Origin of the sequence: Selenomonas sp. KH1T6 (assembly GCF_900108415.1) — a bacterium.
In the GTDB taxonomy this organism is placed as follows: domain Bacteria; phylum Bacillota; class Negativicutes; order Selenomonadales; family Selenomonadaceae; genus Selenomonas_B; species Selenomonas_B ruminantium_A.
Genome location: NZ_FNWN01000001.1, coordinates 85,007 through 99,291, shown reverse-complemented (window position 1 = coordinate 99,291; position 14,285 = coordinate 85,007). Strand labels below are relative to the sequence as shown.

The window sequence follows — 14,285 nt, the reverse complement described above, 5'->3', positions numbered from 1 at the left end:
TCTTTCGCGCATCACAGTACGCATTTAAAGGGCGATATTCTCTTGCTGCAGGTCCCGCCTGCTTTTGTGCTATTGTATAACATCTCGTGGACAAATGCAAGGGAAAAGTGGTCAAATGTCCATTTTAATAAATTTTATGGCATCGAAAAGAGCAAGGCACAAATTCATGCCTTGCTCTGATAAAAGGGAGTTACCCTCAGTTATTCTCTTTTTCCTTCTTCTTGGGCACAGCCGTGCGGATGTAGAGCTCGCGAAGCTGCTTCTCATCAACCATGCTGGGAGCCTGGCTCATAACATCTGCAGCGCTCTGGTTCTTCGGGAAAGCGATGACGTCACGTATAGATTTCCTCTTGGCCATAAGCATCACCAGACGGTCCAGGCCGAAGGCCAGACCGCCATGGGGAGGCGTGCCGTACTGGAAGGCATCCATCATGAAGCCAAACTTATTGTGAGCCTCTTCCTTGGACAGGCCCAGAGCCTCGAAGACCTTCTCCTGCAGGTCGGCGTTGTAGATACGGAGGCTGCCGCCGCCGATTTCCACGCCGTTGAGCACCATGTCGTAGGCATCTGCCTTGACGCGGCCCGGGTCGCTGAGGAGATACTGGATATCCTCGTGACGGGGAGCGGTGAAGGGATGGTGCATGGCCTTCCAGCGCTTCTCTTCCTCGCTGTACTCGAACATTGGGAAGTCAACTACCCACAGGAAACTGAGCTTGTTGTCATCGATGAGGCCGCGGCGGCGTCCCATCTCCAGACGGAGCTGGCCCAGGGCCTGTGCTACCACCAGCGGCTTGTCAGCAATGACCAGCAGCAGGTCGCCGGTCTTGGCGCCGGTTGCTTTCTTGATTTCCTCGAAGGTCTCATCGCTGTAGAACTTCTTGAAGGGAGACTTGACGCCCTCTTCAGCATACTGGATCCAGGCCAGGCCCTTGGCGCCGTAACCCTGGACGTACTGCACGAGGCCGTCCAGCTCGCGGCGTGGAATGTCAGCGTAACCTTCCACGTTGATGACCTTCACCTGTCCGCCTGCTTCCAGCACGGAGTTGAAGACCTTGAACTCAGAACCCTTCACATACTCGGAGATGTCCATAAGTTCCATGCCGAAGCGGAGGTCCGGCTTGTCGGAACCAAAGCGGCGCATAGCCTCGTCCCAGGTCATGCGCAGGAAGGGCTTCTCAATCTTGGCGCCAATGGCGCGGTCGAAGAGCTCCACTACCATGTTCTCCATGAGCTGGAGAATGTCTTCCTGATTCAGGAAGGAGGTCTCAATATCCAGCTGGGTGAACTCCGGCTGACGGTCAGCGCGAAGGTCTTCGTCACGGAAGCAGCGGACAATCTGGAAGTATTTCTCAAAGCCAGACACCATGAGGAGCTGCTTGAAAATCTGGGGAGACTGGGGCAGAGCGTAGAACTCGCCGGCATTCAGGCGGCTGGGTACCAGGAAGTCACGGGCGCCCTCAGGGGTGCTCTTGCAGAGCATGGGGGTCTCAATCTCCAGGAAGCCCTCACGGTCAAAGAAGTCGCGCATGATCTTGGTGACCCGGTGGCGCAGGATGATGTTCTGCTGCATCTCCGGACGGCGAAGGTCAAGATAGCGGTACTTCAGGCGCACCATCTCATCGGTGGTGATGCCATCCTGAATCTCGATGGGAGGAGTCTTGGACTTGTTGAGGATGCGCAGCTCCTCGCAGACCACCTCAATCTCACCGGTATCCATGTTGGGGTTCACAGTCTCGCTGCTGCGGGCGCGGACCTTGCCGCGGACAGCCACGACGAACTCGGAACGCAGGGACTCAGCCTTGTGGAAGGTACCCTCCCCCATGGCTGCCTCGTCAAAGACAACCTGCACCAGACCGCTGCGGTCGCGCATATCCACGAAGATAAGACCGCCATGGTCGCGGCGGCGGGAGACCCAGCCGCAGATAACGATTTCCTGATCTACCTCAGACTTGCGGAGCTGGCCGCAGTGATGGGTGCGCTCCATGCCTTTCAGTGTTTCCATTTCCATTTAAACTTTCACCTCAGATTGAATTTTGGATCTGATCTATGACTTCATCAAGGGATACCTTCTGCTGCTCGCTCTTTTCCATATCCTTGAGCATCACAGCATTTTCCTTGATTTCATCCTCACCTAATATCAGGGCAAAACGTGCCCCGGCCTTGCCGGCCTGCTTCATCTGCGCCTTCATGCTGCGGCCCGCGTAGTCCATGAGAGCCTTGAGGCCCGCACCACGAAGCTGCTGCAGGAGTTTGAAGGCAGGCTTCTGGGCTGCTTCTCCCAGAGCCACTACGAAGGCATCAGCCTGCTTTTTCGTCTCCGGCAGCAGGCCCTGCTTCTCCAGCGCCAGCAGCACGCGCTCCAGGCCCGTGGCGAAGCCGACGGCAGGAGTGGGATTGCCCCCCATCTCCTCAATGAGGCCATCGTAACGGCCGCCGCCTGCCACGGCGCTCTGTGCCCCCAGAGGAGCGTACTTGATTTCAAAGGCGGTCTTGGTGTAGTAGTCAAGGCCGCGCACCAGGCGCGGATCAAGCTCGAACTCCACGCCGGCTTCCGTCAACAGGGACTGAACCTGCTCAAAATGATCACAGCACTCGCCACAGAGGCAGTCCGTGATTTTCGGCGCCCCTGCCATGAATTCCTTGTCCGCATCAACCTTGCAGTCCAGGATGCGCAGAGGGCTGCGCTCGAAACGGTCCTTGCAGTCCCCGCAAAGCTCCTCCAGATGGGGCTGGAAGTAATCCTGCAACGCCTTGCGGTAAGCGGGGCGGCAGGAAGGGCAGCCCACGGAGTTCAGGCTGAGCTTCAAATCCTTCAGCCCCAGGGACTTCAGGAATTCCATGGCCAGCAGGATAATTTCTGCATCCACGGCCGGATTGGCCTCTCCCAGAGCCTCCACGCCAAACTGGTGGAATTCCCGCATGCGGCCTGCCTGGGGACGGTCATAGCGGAACATGGAGCCGATGTAGAAGAGCTTCGTCAGGGCACTGTCCCCGTAAAGCTTGTTCTGCAGGTAGGCCCTGACAGCAGAAGCCGTGTTCTCGGGACGCAGGGTGATGCTGCGGCCACCCCTGTCCTCAAAGGTGTACATCTCCTTGTCCACCACGTCCGTGCCCTCGCCGATGCCACGGTGGAAAAGCTCCGTATGCTCGAACATAGGGGTGCGTATCTCCTCATAGCCGAAGCGGGCGCAGATGTCGCGAATCTTCTGCTCCACATAATTCCAGCCGGCTACATTCTCCGGCAGTATATCCTTGGTGCCTCTGGGCGCATTAGTAAGCAATGCTCATCTTCCCCTTACCTAAATATTTACCTAGCATTACCGTATATTTCTTCCAGTAATTGCTTTCTCTTCTCTATATACACATCAATATCCCGCAGGTAGGTGGCCAGATCCTTGGCATTGAAAACTGACCTGAGCCTGCTGGTAACAGGATCCACCACCTTGGTGGTAGCCGAACCGCCAATGCCGATGATGGTCTGGTGTTCCTCCATGATCTGGATATTGTACATGCCTTCGGCTCCCGGACGGGCGCAGCCGATGTTCTCCAAATCCCCGGACATATAGCCCTGACGGTAGAGATAATAGGGCTGATAGCCCCCACGCTCCATAAAGCTCAAAGCAACTTCAGACATCTTGCGGGTTTCCGCGTCCGAAGGCAGTTCCACATGACGCTCTTCCATCAGGAGCTTCAGCCGGGAACCTCGCTTGATGGCCAGGGCATGGAGGGTGATGTCATCAGGCTCCAGAGCCGTGACCTTCTCCAGTGTATCACGCACATCCTCCGCCGTCTCCCCGGGCAGACCCAGGATGAGATCCATATTGATGTGAGGAACAGCCCCCCGCAGGGCGTGGAACATCTCCTCCACCGCCTCCGGGGTATGCTGGCGCCCTATAAGCTTCAGCGTGCGCTGCTGCATGGTCTGAGGGTTCACGCTGACCCTGCTGACCCTGAAGCGCTGCATGGCTTCAATCTTGCCAGGGGTTATGCTGTCCGGCCTTCCTGCCTCCACGGTGAATTCTGCCAGTCCCGGCCCATAAAAGGCATTATATACCATTTCCAGCATTTCCGCAAAAAACTCATCTGGCAGGCTGGTAGGGGTGCCCCCTCCCACATAGATGTTCTGCACCTTGAAACCGTATTGCTCCACAGCCTTCTTCCCTGCCTCCAGGTCCCTGCGGAAGACTTCCATGAACTGCCTGAGCTGCTTCTCCCCCGGCAGGATATTGGCGGGGAAAGAACAGTAAAGGCAACGGGTCAGGCAGAAGGGAATGCCCACATAGATGCTGACTGTCTTGTCATCGGAGGTCTGCAGGAAGGGCAGTTGGCGGAAAGCCATGGGCACGATGATTTCTGCCTTTTTCAGGCTGCAGGCGTAATCCTTTTGAATGCGCTCGATTATTTCCTGCTGCCCTGCCCCGCCCCTGATCCAGCGATGGACAATCTTGGTGGGACGCACCCCGTGGAGGATGCCCCAGGGAGCAGCCTCTGCTCCCAGATATTCCCTGAAGATATGATATAGGTTCAGCTTGATGAGGCGGTGGCGGGCGGCTGCTTCCCGCTCGTCACCCTTGCCCTCATCACGGCGGCAGAATTCCTGCTGATTGCCCTCCTTGTCAAAGAGCAGCAGACGGCTTTCCACCGTCACCCCCCTGCCTGTGCCATCCTCCGAAGGAGTCAGCTGGCGGTTCACCACGGAAAGCTGCAGGAAATCTGCTTCACCTTTGGAACCTGTGATTTCCACCTTGAAGAGGTTCAGGATTTCCCTGACAATCTTGGAAATCACTTTCTGCCGGCTGTTCAGGGTAAAGGTCTTAATCTTCACTGTCTGCCTGACACTCCTTGCAGATACCGAAGAACTTCACCTGATGGTCCTGGATCTTGAAGCCGGACTTGCTGCAAATATCCCGCTCCAAATCATCCAGCAGGTCATCCTCGAACTCAATGACCTTGTTGCACTTGGTGCAGATCAGATGATGATGGTGATGGGCCTTGGGATCGGTGGTATTCACCTCATAGCGGCTGCAGCCGTCACCGAACTCCATTTTTTGGAGGATGCTCAGGCTGGAAAGCAATTCCAGGCTCCTATAAACAGTAGCAAGACCAATTTCAGCCCTTTTATCACGCAGCATCCCATGGACATCCTCGGCGCTAAGATGCTCTCCGGGATGGTCCAGGAAAATCTGCAGTACAATCTGCCGCTGCGGGGTCATCTTATGCTGACGCTCCTGCAGTTTCTTCTTCAAATAATCCATGTCAATATTTTTTGGCATGATCAAAACCTCTTTTCCCGTTGTATTAATCCCTGGAGCTCTCCGCAACAGTACAATCAAATAAAAACATTATACATAAAATGCAACAAAAAATCCAGCATAGATGCTGGATTTTCATCATTTTAAAGTCCTGACTTCCTGGCCAGTCTCTGCCGCATGGACTCATACATGAGAATGGAACCTGCCACAGAGGCATTGAGGGAGTTGATGCGGCCCACCATGGGCATGCTTACAATGAAGTCGCAGGCTTCCTTGGTAAGTCGGCTCATGCCACGGCCTTCGCTGCCCACCACCAGCACCAGTGCGCCGGTGAGGTCAGCTTCGTTGTAAGCCTGGGCACCGTCCATATCCGCCCCTGCCACCCAGAAGCCCTTTTCCTTCAGGGCTTTCAGGGTCTGGGAGATATTGCCTATGCGGGCCACAGGCACGTACTCGATGGCCCCTGCCGAAGTCTTGGCCACGGTGGCATTCAGGGGCACGCTGCGATGCTTGGGTATCAGCACCCCATGGACACCGGTGGCATCTGCCGTGCGCAGCAGCGCGCCCAGATTGTGGGGGTCCTCCAGTTCGTCCAAAAGCAGCAGGAAGGGAGCCTCCCCTTTTTCCTCTGCCGCCTTTAAAATATCCTCCAGCTCAGCATATTCCACAGGAGCCACATAGGCCAGCACCCCCTGATGGCGATGGCCTGCCGCTATGGCTTCTATCTTGCTGCGTTCCACGAACTGGCAGATGATCTTCCGCTCCTTGGCCAGGTTCATGATTTCTGAAGCAAAGGCTTCCTTATCCCCCTCAGCCAGCAGGATCTTGTTGATGCCGCGTCCTGCTTTAAGGGCTTCCGTCACGGCATTGCGGCCCACCAATACGTCATCGGGAAGTTCCTGCGGCTCCATCCGGGACCTCACTTGCTTCTGCACCGGACGCTCCCTGCGTGCCTTTTCCTTCTGGCCGGAGAAGGATTTTTTCTCCTCACCACGGACGGCCTTGCGGCTGCCGCCTCTCTTTTTTTCCTGCTCTTTCATCTGCCTCAGTCCTCACGCAGTTTCATCATCTCGGCAAATTTGCCGCAGGCCAGTTCCCCCTCAGGGCAGCGGCCTGTATTCACGCAGGAAGCACCTGCATTGTGGAAGAGGGTGGGCGCCACCTTCTTCACCTCAGCCAGCATCTTGTAGGCCATGTCACGAATTTCCCACTGGGCCCGGTTGCAACAGCGCAGGTTGAAGAAATGCAGCAGAGTACGGGCGTTCATGGTCACCAGGATCTTGGTCTCGGCGGCATTGGCCAGCACATAGCGGGCATCTTCCTTGGGAATGCCCATTTCCACCAGATCATCATATGCGCTGCGAATCTCGGAAAGAAGCTTGTCAAAGCGCTCCTTGGCAGCAGGGTTCGCCTCAATGGTAGGCGGGGTAATGTACTGGAAACCGTGGGCAGCCACATAGCGCTGGGACTGCTGGTCATAGGAAGCAATGCGGTGGCGTACCAGCTGATGGGTCAGCACCCGGCTGACGCCCTCGATGCCAAAGGTGAAGGATACATGCTCGATGGTGGAGGCATGGCCCAGAGCCACCATCTTCTTAACCATCTTCTGCACCTGCTCCTCAGAGAGCCTCTCGCTGAGTTCCTCAGCCCCGGCGGCAGAGTAGCAAAGGCGGGCGGCCATAGCCACCACCCGCTCCGGCTCCGGGGTATACTCCAGTAATTTTACTTTAATCATCTATCAAAAAATCTCCTGTCAATCTGTCGGAAGCACTTATTAATCAGCGTTTCCTTTCTTTTCCTGTATCTCCTTCATCATGGCCTGGGAGATAATCTTGAAGGCTGCCTCAGCTATCTCATGAAGCCTTTCGTGCTGCTCCGTGAGATAAAGGCTGCCCAGAAGGGCCTCAAAGCCCGTGCTGGCGTGATACTCTGCCACGCTGGCACTGCGGGGAGCATGGCTCTTGGCATTGCGTCCCCGGCGATAGATGCCCTTTTCTTCCTCCGTCAGCATTTCCTCAAGGCCCTGATAGGCCCTGCACTGCCAGACAGCTGAGACTATCTGGGCGCTGAAGGAGTGGAGCGCCTGCACCTTGCCCTGCTCATAGGACAGCAGGCGGGTGCGGACGAACAGGTGGAAATAAGCATCCCCCACATAAGCCAGCACCAGGGGACTGAGCTGCTTCACGTCCACAGAATCATATTTCTGGCTGACGCCCCCTGCCCCATCTGGCTGGAACATCATATCCACCAGCAGCTTGAAATGATCGAACTTCATGCTTTCTTCCACCGCACCCCGTTCTTGGTATCTTCCAGGACCACGCCAGCCTCTTTCAGCTCGTCACGGATCCTGTCTGCCATGGCCCAGTTCTTTTCCTTACGGGCATCCTGGCGCAGGCCGATTATGATATCCATGAGCTTGTCAGTCAGGCCGTCATCTGCTGCAGCTTCCTGCTGCTCGAAAATGCCGATGACAGAGGCCATATCCTCATAAAATCTGACAGCCTTGCCAAAATTCTCCGCGTCAAATTCGGTTCCTGCATTCACTGCCTGGTAGTAGATGTTGATCTCCTTGGACAGGGCAAACATCTGGCTGATGGCCAGGGCCGTGTTGAAATCGTCCTCCATGGCCTCGTCAAAGACCTGCCAGAGGGACTGTGCCTTCTCAGCAAGTTCTGCGGCGCTTCCGCCCTTGCCTTCCCTGCCCCGCAGCTCCTCCATATACTCACGGGTGTTCTGGAGCCTGCCCAGGCTGGTCTGGGCCTCCTGCAGCCTTTCCTCGCTGAAGTCCAGCGGGCTTCTGTAATGAGTCTGGAGAATGAAGAAACGCACTACCTCACCGGGATACTTCTTCAGGATATCCTTCACCGTGAAGAAGTTGCCCTTGGACTTGGACATCTTCTCATCGTGAATGGTGATGAAGCCATTGTGGAGCCAATACTGGGCAAAGCTGTGCTCATCATTCAGGCAGGCCTGGGACTGAGCAATCTCGTTCTCGTGGTGGGGGAAAATCAGGTCGCTGCCGCCGCCGTGGAAGTCGAATTTCTCCCCCAGATACTTCAGGGACATGGTGGAGCACTCAATGTGCCAGCCAGGACGTCCCTTGCCCCAGGGGCTGTCCCAGGCAGGCTCGCCGGGCTTGGCAGCCTTCCAGAGGGCAAAGTCCATGGGGTGATGCTTGCGGGTGTCCACCTCAATGCGGGCACCTGCCTGCATATCCTCCAGCTTCCTGCCGCTGAGCTTGCCATAACCGGCGAACTTCTCCACACTGTAGAACACATCACCATTGTCCAGGGCATAGGCATAGCCCGTGTCCACCAGCTTCTGCACCATGGCCACGATGTCTGCCATGGTTTCGCTGACCCGGGGATAGACATCAGCATGGCGCACATTCAAGGCATCCATGGACTCAAAGTAGGACTTGATATATCTGTCAGAAATATCCTTCCAGGTCACACCTTCCTTGTTGGCAGTGTTGATAATCTTGTCATCCACATCAGTGAAGTTCTGGATATAGTTGACCTTCATGCCATGCAGGGCAAAGTAACGCCTTATCACATCCCAGGTCACGAAGGGGCGGGCGTTGCCTATATGCGGGTCATTATACGGGGTAACACCGCAGCAATAAATGCTGACCTCCCCTTCCTTCAAGGGCTTGAATTCTTCTTTCTGTCTTGTAAGTGTATTATAGACTTTAAGCATAGGGTCCTCCAAATAGTCATATAAACTTGATACCGTGCTAAATCATATAACAATCATTCTACCATAAAATAAGAAAATAAACCAAAAAAATTGGCACGGGGCCTTATTTCCGTGCCAACCTGCCTGCTATGCTCAAGCCTGCCGGTTCAGTCATGAGATCCTTAAACCTTAAACCTTGATTTCATATTTTCAGGGGCAGACGAAATAAGACCGCGCCTCTATAAAAAGATATGCTTACTTGTGCTTTTGCAGGAAGTGCCTCAAAGCGCCGGTAAAGCCTGCCGCCGTACCCAACTGGGCAAAGGCAATACGTGTATTGGTGAGCAAAGCTGGTGGGAGCATTTCGCGCAAATACTTATCAAGGCGCGGCTCAAAAAACTCTTGCTGGGACATCACTGCTCCCCCCATTATCAATACTTCCGGATTCACAATGCAGCAAATCCCTGCCAGGCCGCAAGCAATCTTCCGGGCCATGTCTTCCAAGGCAGCCAGCGCTTTTTCATCACCATTTCTTGCTTGTTTGAAAACTTCCTCCCCTGTAGCTGCTCCTGTCTTTTTAAGCAAAGCCGTCACACTGGCCATTTCTTCCAGGGAACCTGCAGCCAGAGGCAGAAATCCGATTTCACCTGCCGCAGCCGAAGCACCATGAACCAGCTTGCCATCCAGCACCAGCGCACCGCCTATGCCTGTACCAACAAAGACACAAAATGCACTTCTTGCCCCTTTGCCTGCTCCCAGCCAGCTTTCCCCCAAGCCTGCCGCATTCACATCATTTTCCACTGTGCAGGGCAAATTGGTCAAAGCCACGATTTCTTCCCGCAGTTTCATGCCGCTGTAACCAGGAAAGTTGGCGCCTGCGAATATGACCTCTCCCCGCTCTGCATCAATCAGACCAGGCGAACATACGGCTACCCCCTCTGCTTTGCCACATTCATCTTGCAGGTCGCACACAATAGCCGCTATTTTCCTCGGAATATCGCCGCTGCCATCCTTTTCTACATTTGTTGGAATCTGGTCCTGCATCAATATTTGGCCATGTTCTGTCAACATTGCATACTTGATTGATGTTCCGCCAATATCTATGCATGCGTATTTCACCGTCAACCCTCATTTCATCTTCAATTCAGCTAATCTCAATCCTTTGCATCACTATTTCGGCTCTTATTTTACCATGAATAAAAATGCTATGCCACTTCAAAGCAAATCCCGGTTGAAAATTTAAACAACGATGTTATGACTAACCATGGACTCTTGTTATACAAAAAGACTGGCAGACGAATCTGCCAGCCAAAAATATTTTTGTTCTCCAGTTGACGGGGAGTGTTTTGATTTCAGGACTTCATTATTTTTCGTTAATCAGCTCTACCAGCTCGTCATAATCCTTCTTGAGCTGGCAGTAGTCATCTGCCAGCTGCAAAGCTGTCAGGATGGCAATCTTGGTGCTGTCGAAACTGTGCACCTGATGAGCCACCTTCTTCATCTGCTGGTCTACCAATTTCCCCAAGGTCTCCATATGTTCCGGATCATCGGTCTTCAGGGCAAAACTGTCGCCGAAGATTTCCAGCACCACACGCTGGGGACCTTTTTTCATATCTTTCTCATTTGCCATAGCAGTCACCTCACTCAGGCGCGAAGCTCAGCCTGGAACTCGCGTTCCACAGCCTGCAGGATATTCTTGAAGGCGCTGTCTGCCTCTTCATCCGTCAGAGTCTTGTCCTTGGACTGGAACATGAGATTAAAGGCCATGCTCTTCTTGCCCTCTGCCACCTGCTTGCCAGTGTAGACATCAAAGAGGGTCACGCCCTGGAAGAACTTGCCGCCATTCTTGGAGATAACCTTCTCGATATCAGCAGCCTGCACATCTGCATCCACCAGCATGGCAAGATCACGGCTGATGGCAGGATACTTGGGCAGGGACTCATACTTGAAGGACTTGGCCGTGTACTTCATGAGAGTCTCCACGTCCATCTCGAAGAGGTAGACGGGCTGCTTCACGCCATAGTTCTCAGCCGCCTGGGGATGGAGCTCGCCCACGGTGGCAATGACTTCGCGGCCCTTCTTGAAGACTGCTGTCTTGCCCGGGTGCATGGTGTAGTGCTCTCCGGCTTCCACCGTGTACTTGCTGATGGAAAGAGCAGCAAGCAGCTGTTCCACAATGCCCTTCATATCATAGAAGTCCACCATATCATTAGGCTGGTTCCAGAGAGCCTCGTAGCGGCGGCCGGAAATCAGGCCCACCAGCTTCACTACCTCGTTGGGCAGCTCCGTCACAGGCAGGGCCTTGGGGGCAAACACAGGCGCTACATCAAAGAGGCGCAGGTCCAGATTCTTGCGGGAGAAGTTGCGCACGGCATTCTCCATGATGCTGGTGAGCAGCGTGGTGCGCACCAGCGGATATTCATCCGTCAAAGGATTCATGATAGGCACAGCATTACGAAGCTCGCTGTCCTCCGGCACGCAAAGCTTGTCCAGAGCCTCAGGGCTGGTGAAGCTGAAGGACAGCTCCTCCGTCATGCCCAGGGAAACCAGCACGCGCTTGATGCTGTCGATGAAGGTCTGACGTGCGCTCTGGGTGCCCTGCATCATATCACCACGGGGGGCAGTGCTCTCAATGCTGTCAAAGCCCACAATGCGGGCCACTTCCTCGGAAAGGTCTTCCATCAGGCTCACGTCATTGCGCCAGGTAGGCACCAGTGCCTCGAAGCCCTCCCCCTTGGCCCTGACCTCAAAGCCCAGGCTCTCAAGGATTTCCGTCATCTTCTCAGCGGGCAGGTCGGTGCCCAGGCGCTTGTTGATGGCATCGCAAGTGTACTCAACAGTCACCTGTTCCTTGGGCTCGGGATAGACATCCACAATGCCCTTGGTGACAGTGCAGGCCCCCATCTCCTGCAGCAGCTGGCAAGCGCGGTCCAGGGCACGGCAGGTCTTGGTCACATCCACACCGCGCTCGAAGCGGCCGGAAGCCTCGGAGTGCAGTCCGCAGGCACGGGAGGTGCGGCGGATGCTGGGGCCGTTGAAAGAAGCTGCCTCGAAAATGACCGTGGTGGTCTTCTCCGTGACCTCGCTCTCCAGGCCGCCCATGATGCCAGCCAGTCCTGCGGGATGCTCTGCATCGGCAATGACCAGTTCCTCACCTTTGGCGGTGCGCTCGGAATCGTCCAGGGTGTGGAGGTTCTCCCCGGCCACGGCACGGCGGGCAGTGAGGCTGTGGCCCTTCACCTCATCGTAGTCATAGGCGTGCATGGGCTGGCCCAGCTCCACCATGACGAAGTTGGTGACATCCACCACGTTGTTGATGGCGCGGATGCCTGCTCCTTCCAGACGAGCCTGCATCCAGGCCGGAGACGGCCCAATCTTCACGTTCTTCACCACTCGGGCGGAGAAACGGTCGCAAAGGTCATGGGCCTCGATGCCGATTTTCACCATCTCGGCAGCGCTGGCCTCGTCATCTTCGTTGACCTTGATTTCAGGATACTTGGCCGGGAGCCCCGTCAGCACGGAGGCCTCACGCACCAGGCCCCAGACGCTGAAGCAGTCGCCGCGGTTGGCGGTGAGCTCGAACTCCAGCACCACATCATCCATGCCCAATACATCTGCCACAGGAACCCCTACAGGAGTATCAGCAGGCAGGATGTAGATGCCGTTCAGCTGCTCCTCGGGCAGGCCCTCAATGTCCAGCTTCAGCTCCCCGGCAGAGCACATCATGCCGTTGGAGGGCACGCCGCGCAGCTTGCCCTTGGAAATCTTCTGGCCGGTGGGCAGCAGCGCTCCCACCATAGCAGCAGGCACAATATGCCCTTCCTTCACATTCTGGGCGCCGGTGACAATCTGCACCCTTTCCTCCTTGCCCACATCCAGGGTGCATACCCAGAGGTGGTCGGAGTCCGGATGGGGCACGATTTTCTCCACCCGGGCCGTCACCACTTTCTCCAGGCCCTCGTCGGCCCGGATGACATTCTCCACGGGCACGCCGGCCATGGTGTATTTATCCGCCAGTTCCTCGGCGGTGACTTTATCTTTCAGGTCAATATAGTCCTGAAGCCATTTCATGGATACCTGCATTTATCTAAACCTCCCAATCAGAACTGGCGCAGGAAGCGCATATCGTTGTCGTAGAACAGGCGCAAATCATCCACGCCATAAGAGAGCATGGCAATGCGCTCCACGCCCATGCCAAAGGCAAAGCCGCTGACCTTCTTGGGGTCATAGCCGCTCATGGCCAGCACATTGGGATGCACCATGCCTGCCCCCAGGATTTCCAGCCAGCCCGTGCCCTTGCACACCCGGCAGCCCTTGCCGTGGCACATGACGCAGGAAATATCCACCTCAGCAGAAGGCTCCGTGAAAGGGAAGAAACTGGGACGGAAGCGCACACCCACCTTCTCGCCGAAAATCTGGCGCAGGAAGGTCTCCAGGGTGCCCTTCAGGTCTGCCAGGCTGATGCCCTCATCAATGACCAGGCCCTCTACCTGAGTGAACATGGGAGAATGGGTGGCATCGTACTCATCACGGCGATATACCCGGCCGGGAGCAATCATGCGGATAGGCTTGTTGGCCTCACCAGCCTGACTGTAGCGCTGCATGGTGCGGGCCTGCACCGGAGAAGTTTGGGAGCGCATGAGGATTTCTTCAGTGATATAGAAGGAATCCTGCATATCCCGGGCAGGGTGATCCTTGGGCAGGTTCAGGGCCTCGAAGTTGAAGTAGTCCCGCTCAATCTCCGGTCCCTCTTCCACGGAAAAGCCCATGTGGACGAAGATGTCCTTGATACGCTCAAGGGTCAGGGTCAGGGGATGCAGATGTCCCAAAGGCTGGGTACGGCCCGGCAGGGTCACATCAATCTTCTCGCTGGCGAGACGGTTCTCCATGGCACGGGCCTTGAGCTCCTCATTCTTCTCAGCGATGAGCTTCTCCAGCTCGCTCCTGGCCTCGTTCACAATCTTGCCCAGGCGGGGGCGCTCTTCCTTGGCCACGGCGCCCATGCCCCGCAGAATACTGGTGAGCTCACCTTTCTTGCCCAGGAACTGCACACGGATATCGTCCAGTTCCTCCAGGCTGCCTGCAGCCTTCTTGATGGCCTCCGAGGCCTGAGCCCTGAGTGCCTTGATTCTTTCTTCCATCATCTAACCTCCTACAGATACGGCTTAGGAACTGTTCATTTATTGCCAGTTCCTTAGGGACAACTTTTCAAGCAATAGAAAAAGCTCCGCCCCTCAAAGCAAACGCAAAACGAGGGGCGAAGCTGCAAACTTCGCGGTACCACCCTGATTTATCACTCGATGCCTTTAACGCAGGCCTACGTCCGGCTCTCACCGAAGGGCTCCGGAGCGAACT

Annotated in this window: 12 protein-coding genes; all 12 read right to left on the bottom strand. The window is 55.6% G+C overall.

The window, feature by feature from the left end:
• Nucleotides 1-196: 196 nt before the first annotated feature.
• The 12 genes from aspS to pheS all read right to left on the bottom strand — a co-directional run bounded on the left by aspS (nt 197) and on the right by pheS (nt 14,071).
• Nucleotides 197-2,002 carry an aspartate--tRNA ligase gene (aspS, locus tag BLW59_RS00470; protein ID WP_074695532.1) on the bottom strand — a complete coding sequence of 602 codons (1,806 nt, stop codon included), beginning with the start codon at nt 2,000-2,002 and terminating at the stop codon, nt 197-199.
• 19 nt (nt 2,003-2,021) lie between these two features.
• Complete coding sequence (gene hisS / locus BLW59_RS00465) at nt 2,022-3,281, bottom strand: histidine--tRNA ligase (protein WP_074695275.1); 1,260 nt, start codon at nt 3,279-3,281, stop codon at nt 2,022-2,024.
• Nucleotides 3,282-3,307: 26 nt separating this feature from the next.
• The gene (gene hemZ / locus BLW59_RS00460) at nt 3,308-4,825 is read right to left on the bottom strand and encodes a coproporphyrinogen dehydrogenase HemZ (protein ID WP_074695273.1); all 1,518 of its coding nucleotides are present in this window, start codon (nt 4,823-4,825) and stop codon (nt 3,308-3,310) included.
• The gene (locus tag BLW59_RS00455) at nt 4,815-5,273 is read right to left on the bottom strand and encodes a Fur family transcriptional regulator (RefSeq protein WP_074695271.1); all 459 of its coding nucleotides are present in this window, start codon (nt 5,271-5,273) and stop codon (nt 4,815-4,817) included. The genes hemZ and BLW59_RS00455 overlap by 11 nt, the downstream gene beginning before the upstream one ends.
• 122 nt (nt 5,274-5,395) lie before the next feature.
• Complete coding sequence (gene rlmB / locus BLW59_RS00450) at nt 5,396-6,163, bottom strand: 23S rRNA (guanosine(2251)-2'-O)-methyltransferase RlmB (protein WP_074695530.1); 768 nt, start codon at nt 6,161-6,163, stop codon at nt 5,396-5,398.
• 134 nt (nt 6,164-6,297) lie between these two features.
• Nucleotides 6,298-6,987 (bottom strand): FAD-dependent thymidylate synthase, encoded by a 690-nt coding sequence (gene thyX, locus BLW59_RS00445; RefSeq protein ID WP_074695269.1) that lies wholly within the window; start codon nt 6,985-6,987, stop codon nt 6,298-6,300.
• Nucleotides 6,988-7,026: 39 nt separating this feature from the next.
• On the bottom strand, nt 7,027-7,527 hold the full coding sequence (locus BLW59_RS00440) for a Mini-ribonuclease 3 (RefSeq protein ID WP_074695267.1): 501 nt from the start codon (nt 7,525-7,527) through the stop codon (nt 7,027-7,029).
• Entirely contained in the window at nt 7,524-8,951 is a 1,428-nt protein-coding gene (cysS, locus tag BLW59_RS00435; RefSeq protein WP_074695265.1) for a cysteine--tRNA ligase, read from the bottom strand. The genes BLW59_RS00440 and cysS overlap by 4 nt, the downstream gene beginning before the upstream one ends.
• A 234-nt stretch (nt 8,952-9,185) precedes the next feature.
• A complete protein-coding gene (locus BLW59_RS00430; protein WP_081348310.1) occupies nt 9,186-10,049 on the bottom strand; it encodes an ROK family protein in 864 nt (287 codons plus the stop codon).
• A gap of 244 nt (nt 10,050-10,293) precedes the next feature.
• Nucleotides 10,294-10,560: a cell division protein ZapA gene (locus BLW59_RS00425; RefSeq protein WP_029543950.1), complete on the bottom strand. Its 267-nt coding sequence runs from the start codon at nt 10,558-10,560 to the stop codon at nt 10,294-10,296.
• A gap of 14 nt (nt 10,561-10,574) precedes the next feature.
• Entirely contained in the window at nt 10,575-13,013 is a 2,439-nt protein-coding gene (pheT, locus tag BLW59_RS00420) for a phenylalanine--tRNA ligase subunit beta (RefSeq protein ID WP_074695263.1), read from the bottom strand.
• 17 nt (nt 13,014-13,030) lie between these two features.
• Nucleotides 13,031-14,071 carry a phenylalanine--tRNA ligase subunit alpha gene (gene pheS / locus BLW59_RS00415; RefSeq protein ID WP_029543948.1) on the bottom strand — a complete coding sequence of 347 codons (1,041 nt, stop codon included), beginning with the start codon at nt 14,069-14,071 and terminating at the stop codon, nt 13,031-13,033.
• Between the last annotated feature and the right edge of the window lie 214 nt (nt 14,072-14,285).

Bases quoted from the DNA above. Each gene is read 5' to 3' on its own strand.
- BLW59_RS00425 (WP_029543950.1), bottom strand. From the start codon at position 10,560: ATGGCAAATGAGAAAGATATGAAAAAAGGTCCCCAGCGTGTGGTGCTG.
- BLW59_RS00440 (WP_074695267.1), bottom strand. From the start codon at position 7,527: ATGAAGTTCGATCATTTCAAGCTGCTGGTGGATATGATGTTCCAGCCA.
- BLW59_RS00455 (WP_074695271.1), bottom strand. From the start codon at position 5,273: ATGCCAAAAAATATTGACATGGATTATTTGAAGAAGAAACTGCAGGAG.
- pheS (WP_029543948.1), bottom strand. From the start codon at position 14,071: ATGGAAGAAAGAATCAAGGCACTCAGGGCTCAGGCCTCGGAGGCCATC.
- thyX (WP_074695269.1), bottom strand. From the start codon at position 6,987: ATGATTAAAGTAAAATTACTGGAGTATACCCCGGAGCCGGAGCGGGTG.
- aspS (WP_074695532.1), bottom strand. From the start codon at position 2,002: ATGGAAACACTGAAAGGCATGGAGCGCACCCATCACTGCGGCCAGCTC.
- cysS (WP_074695265.1), bottom strand. From the start codon at position 8,951: ATGCTTAAAGTCTATAATACACTTACAAGACAGAAAGAAGAATTCAAG.
- rlmB (WP_074695530.1), bottom strand. From the start codon at position 6,163: ATGGAGCCGCAGGAACTTCCCGATGACGTATTGGTGGGCCGCAATGCC.
- pheT (WP_074695263.1), bottom strand. From the start codon at position 13,013: ATGCAGGTATCCATGAAATGGCTTCAGGACTATATTGACCTGAAAGAT.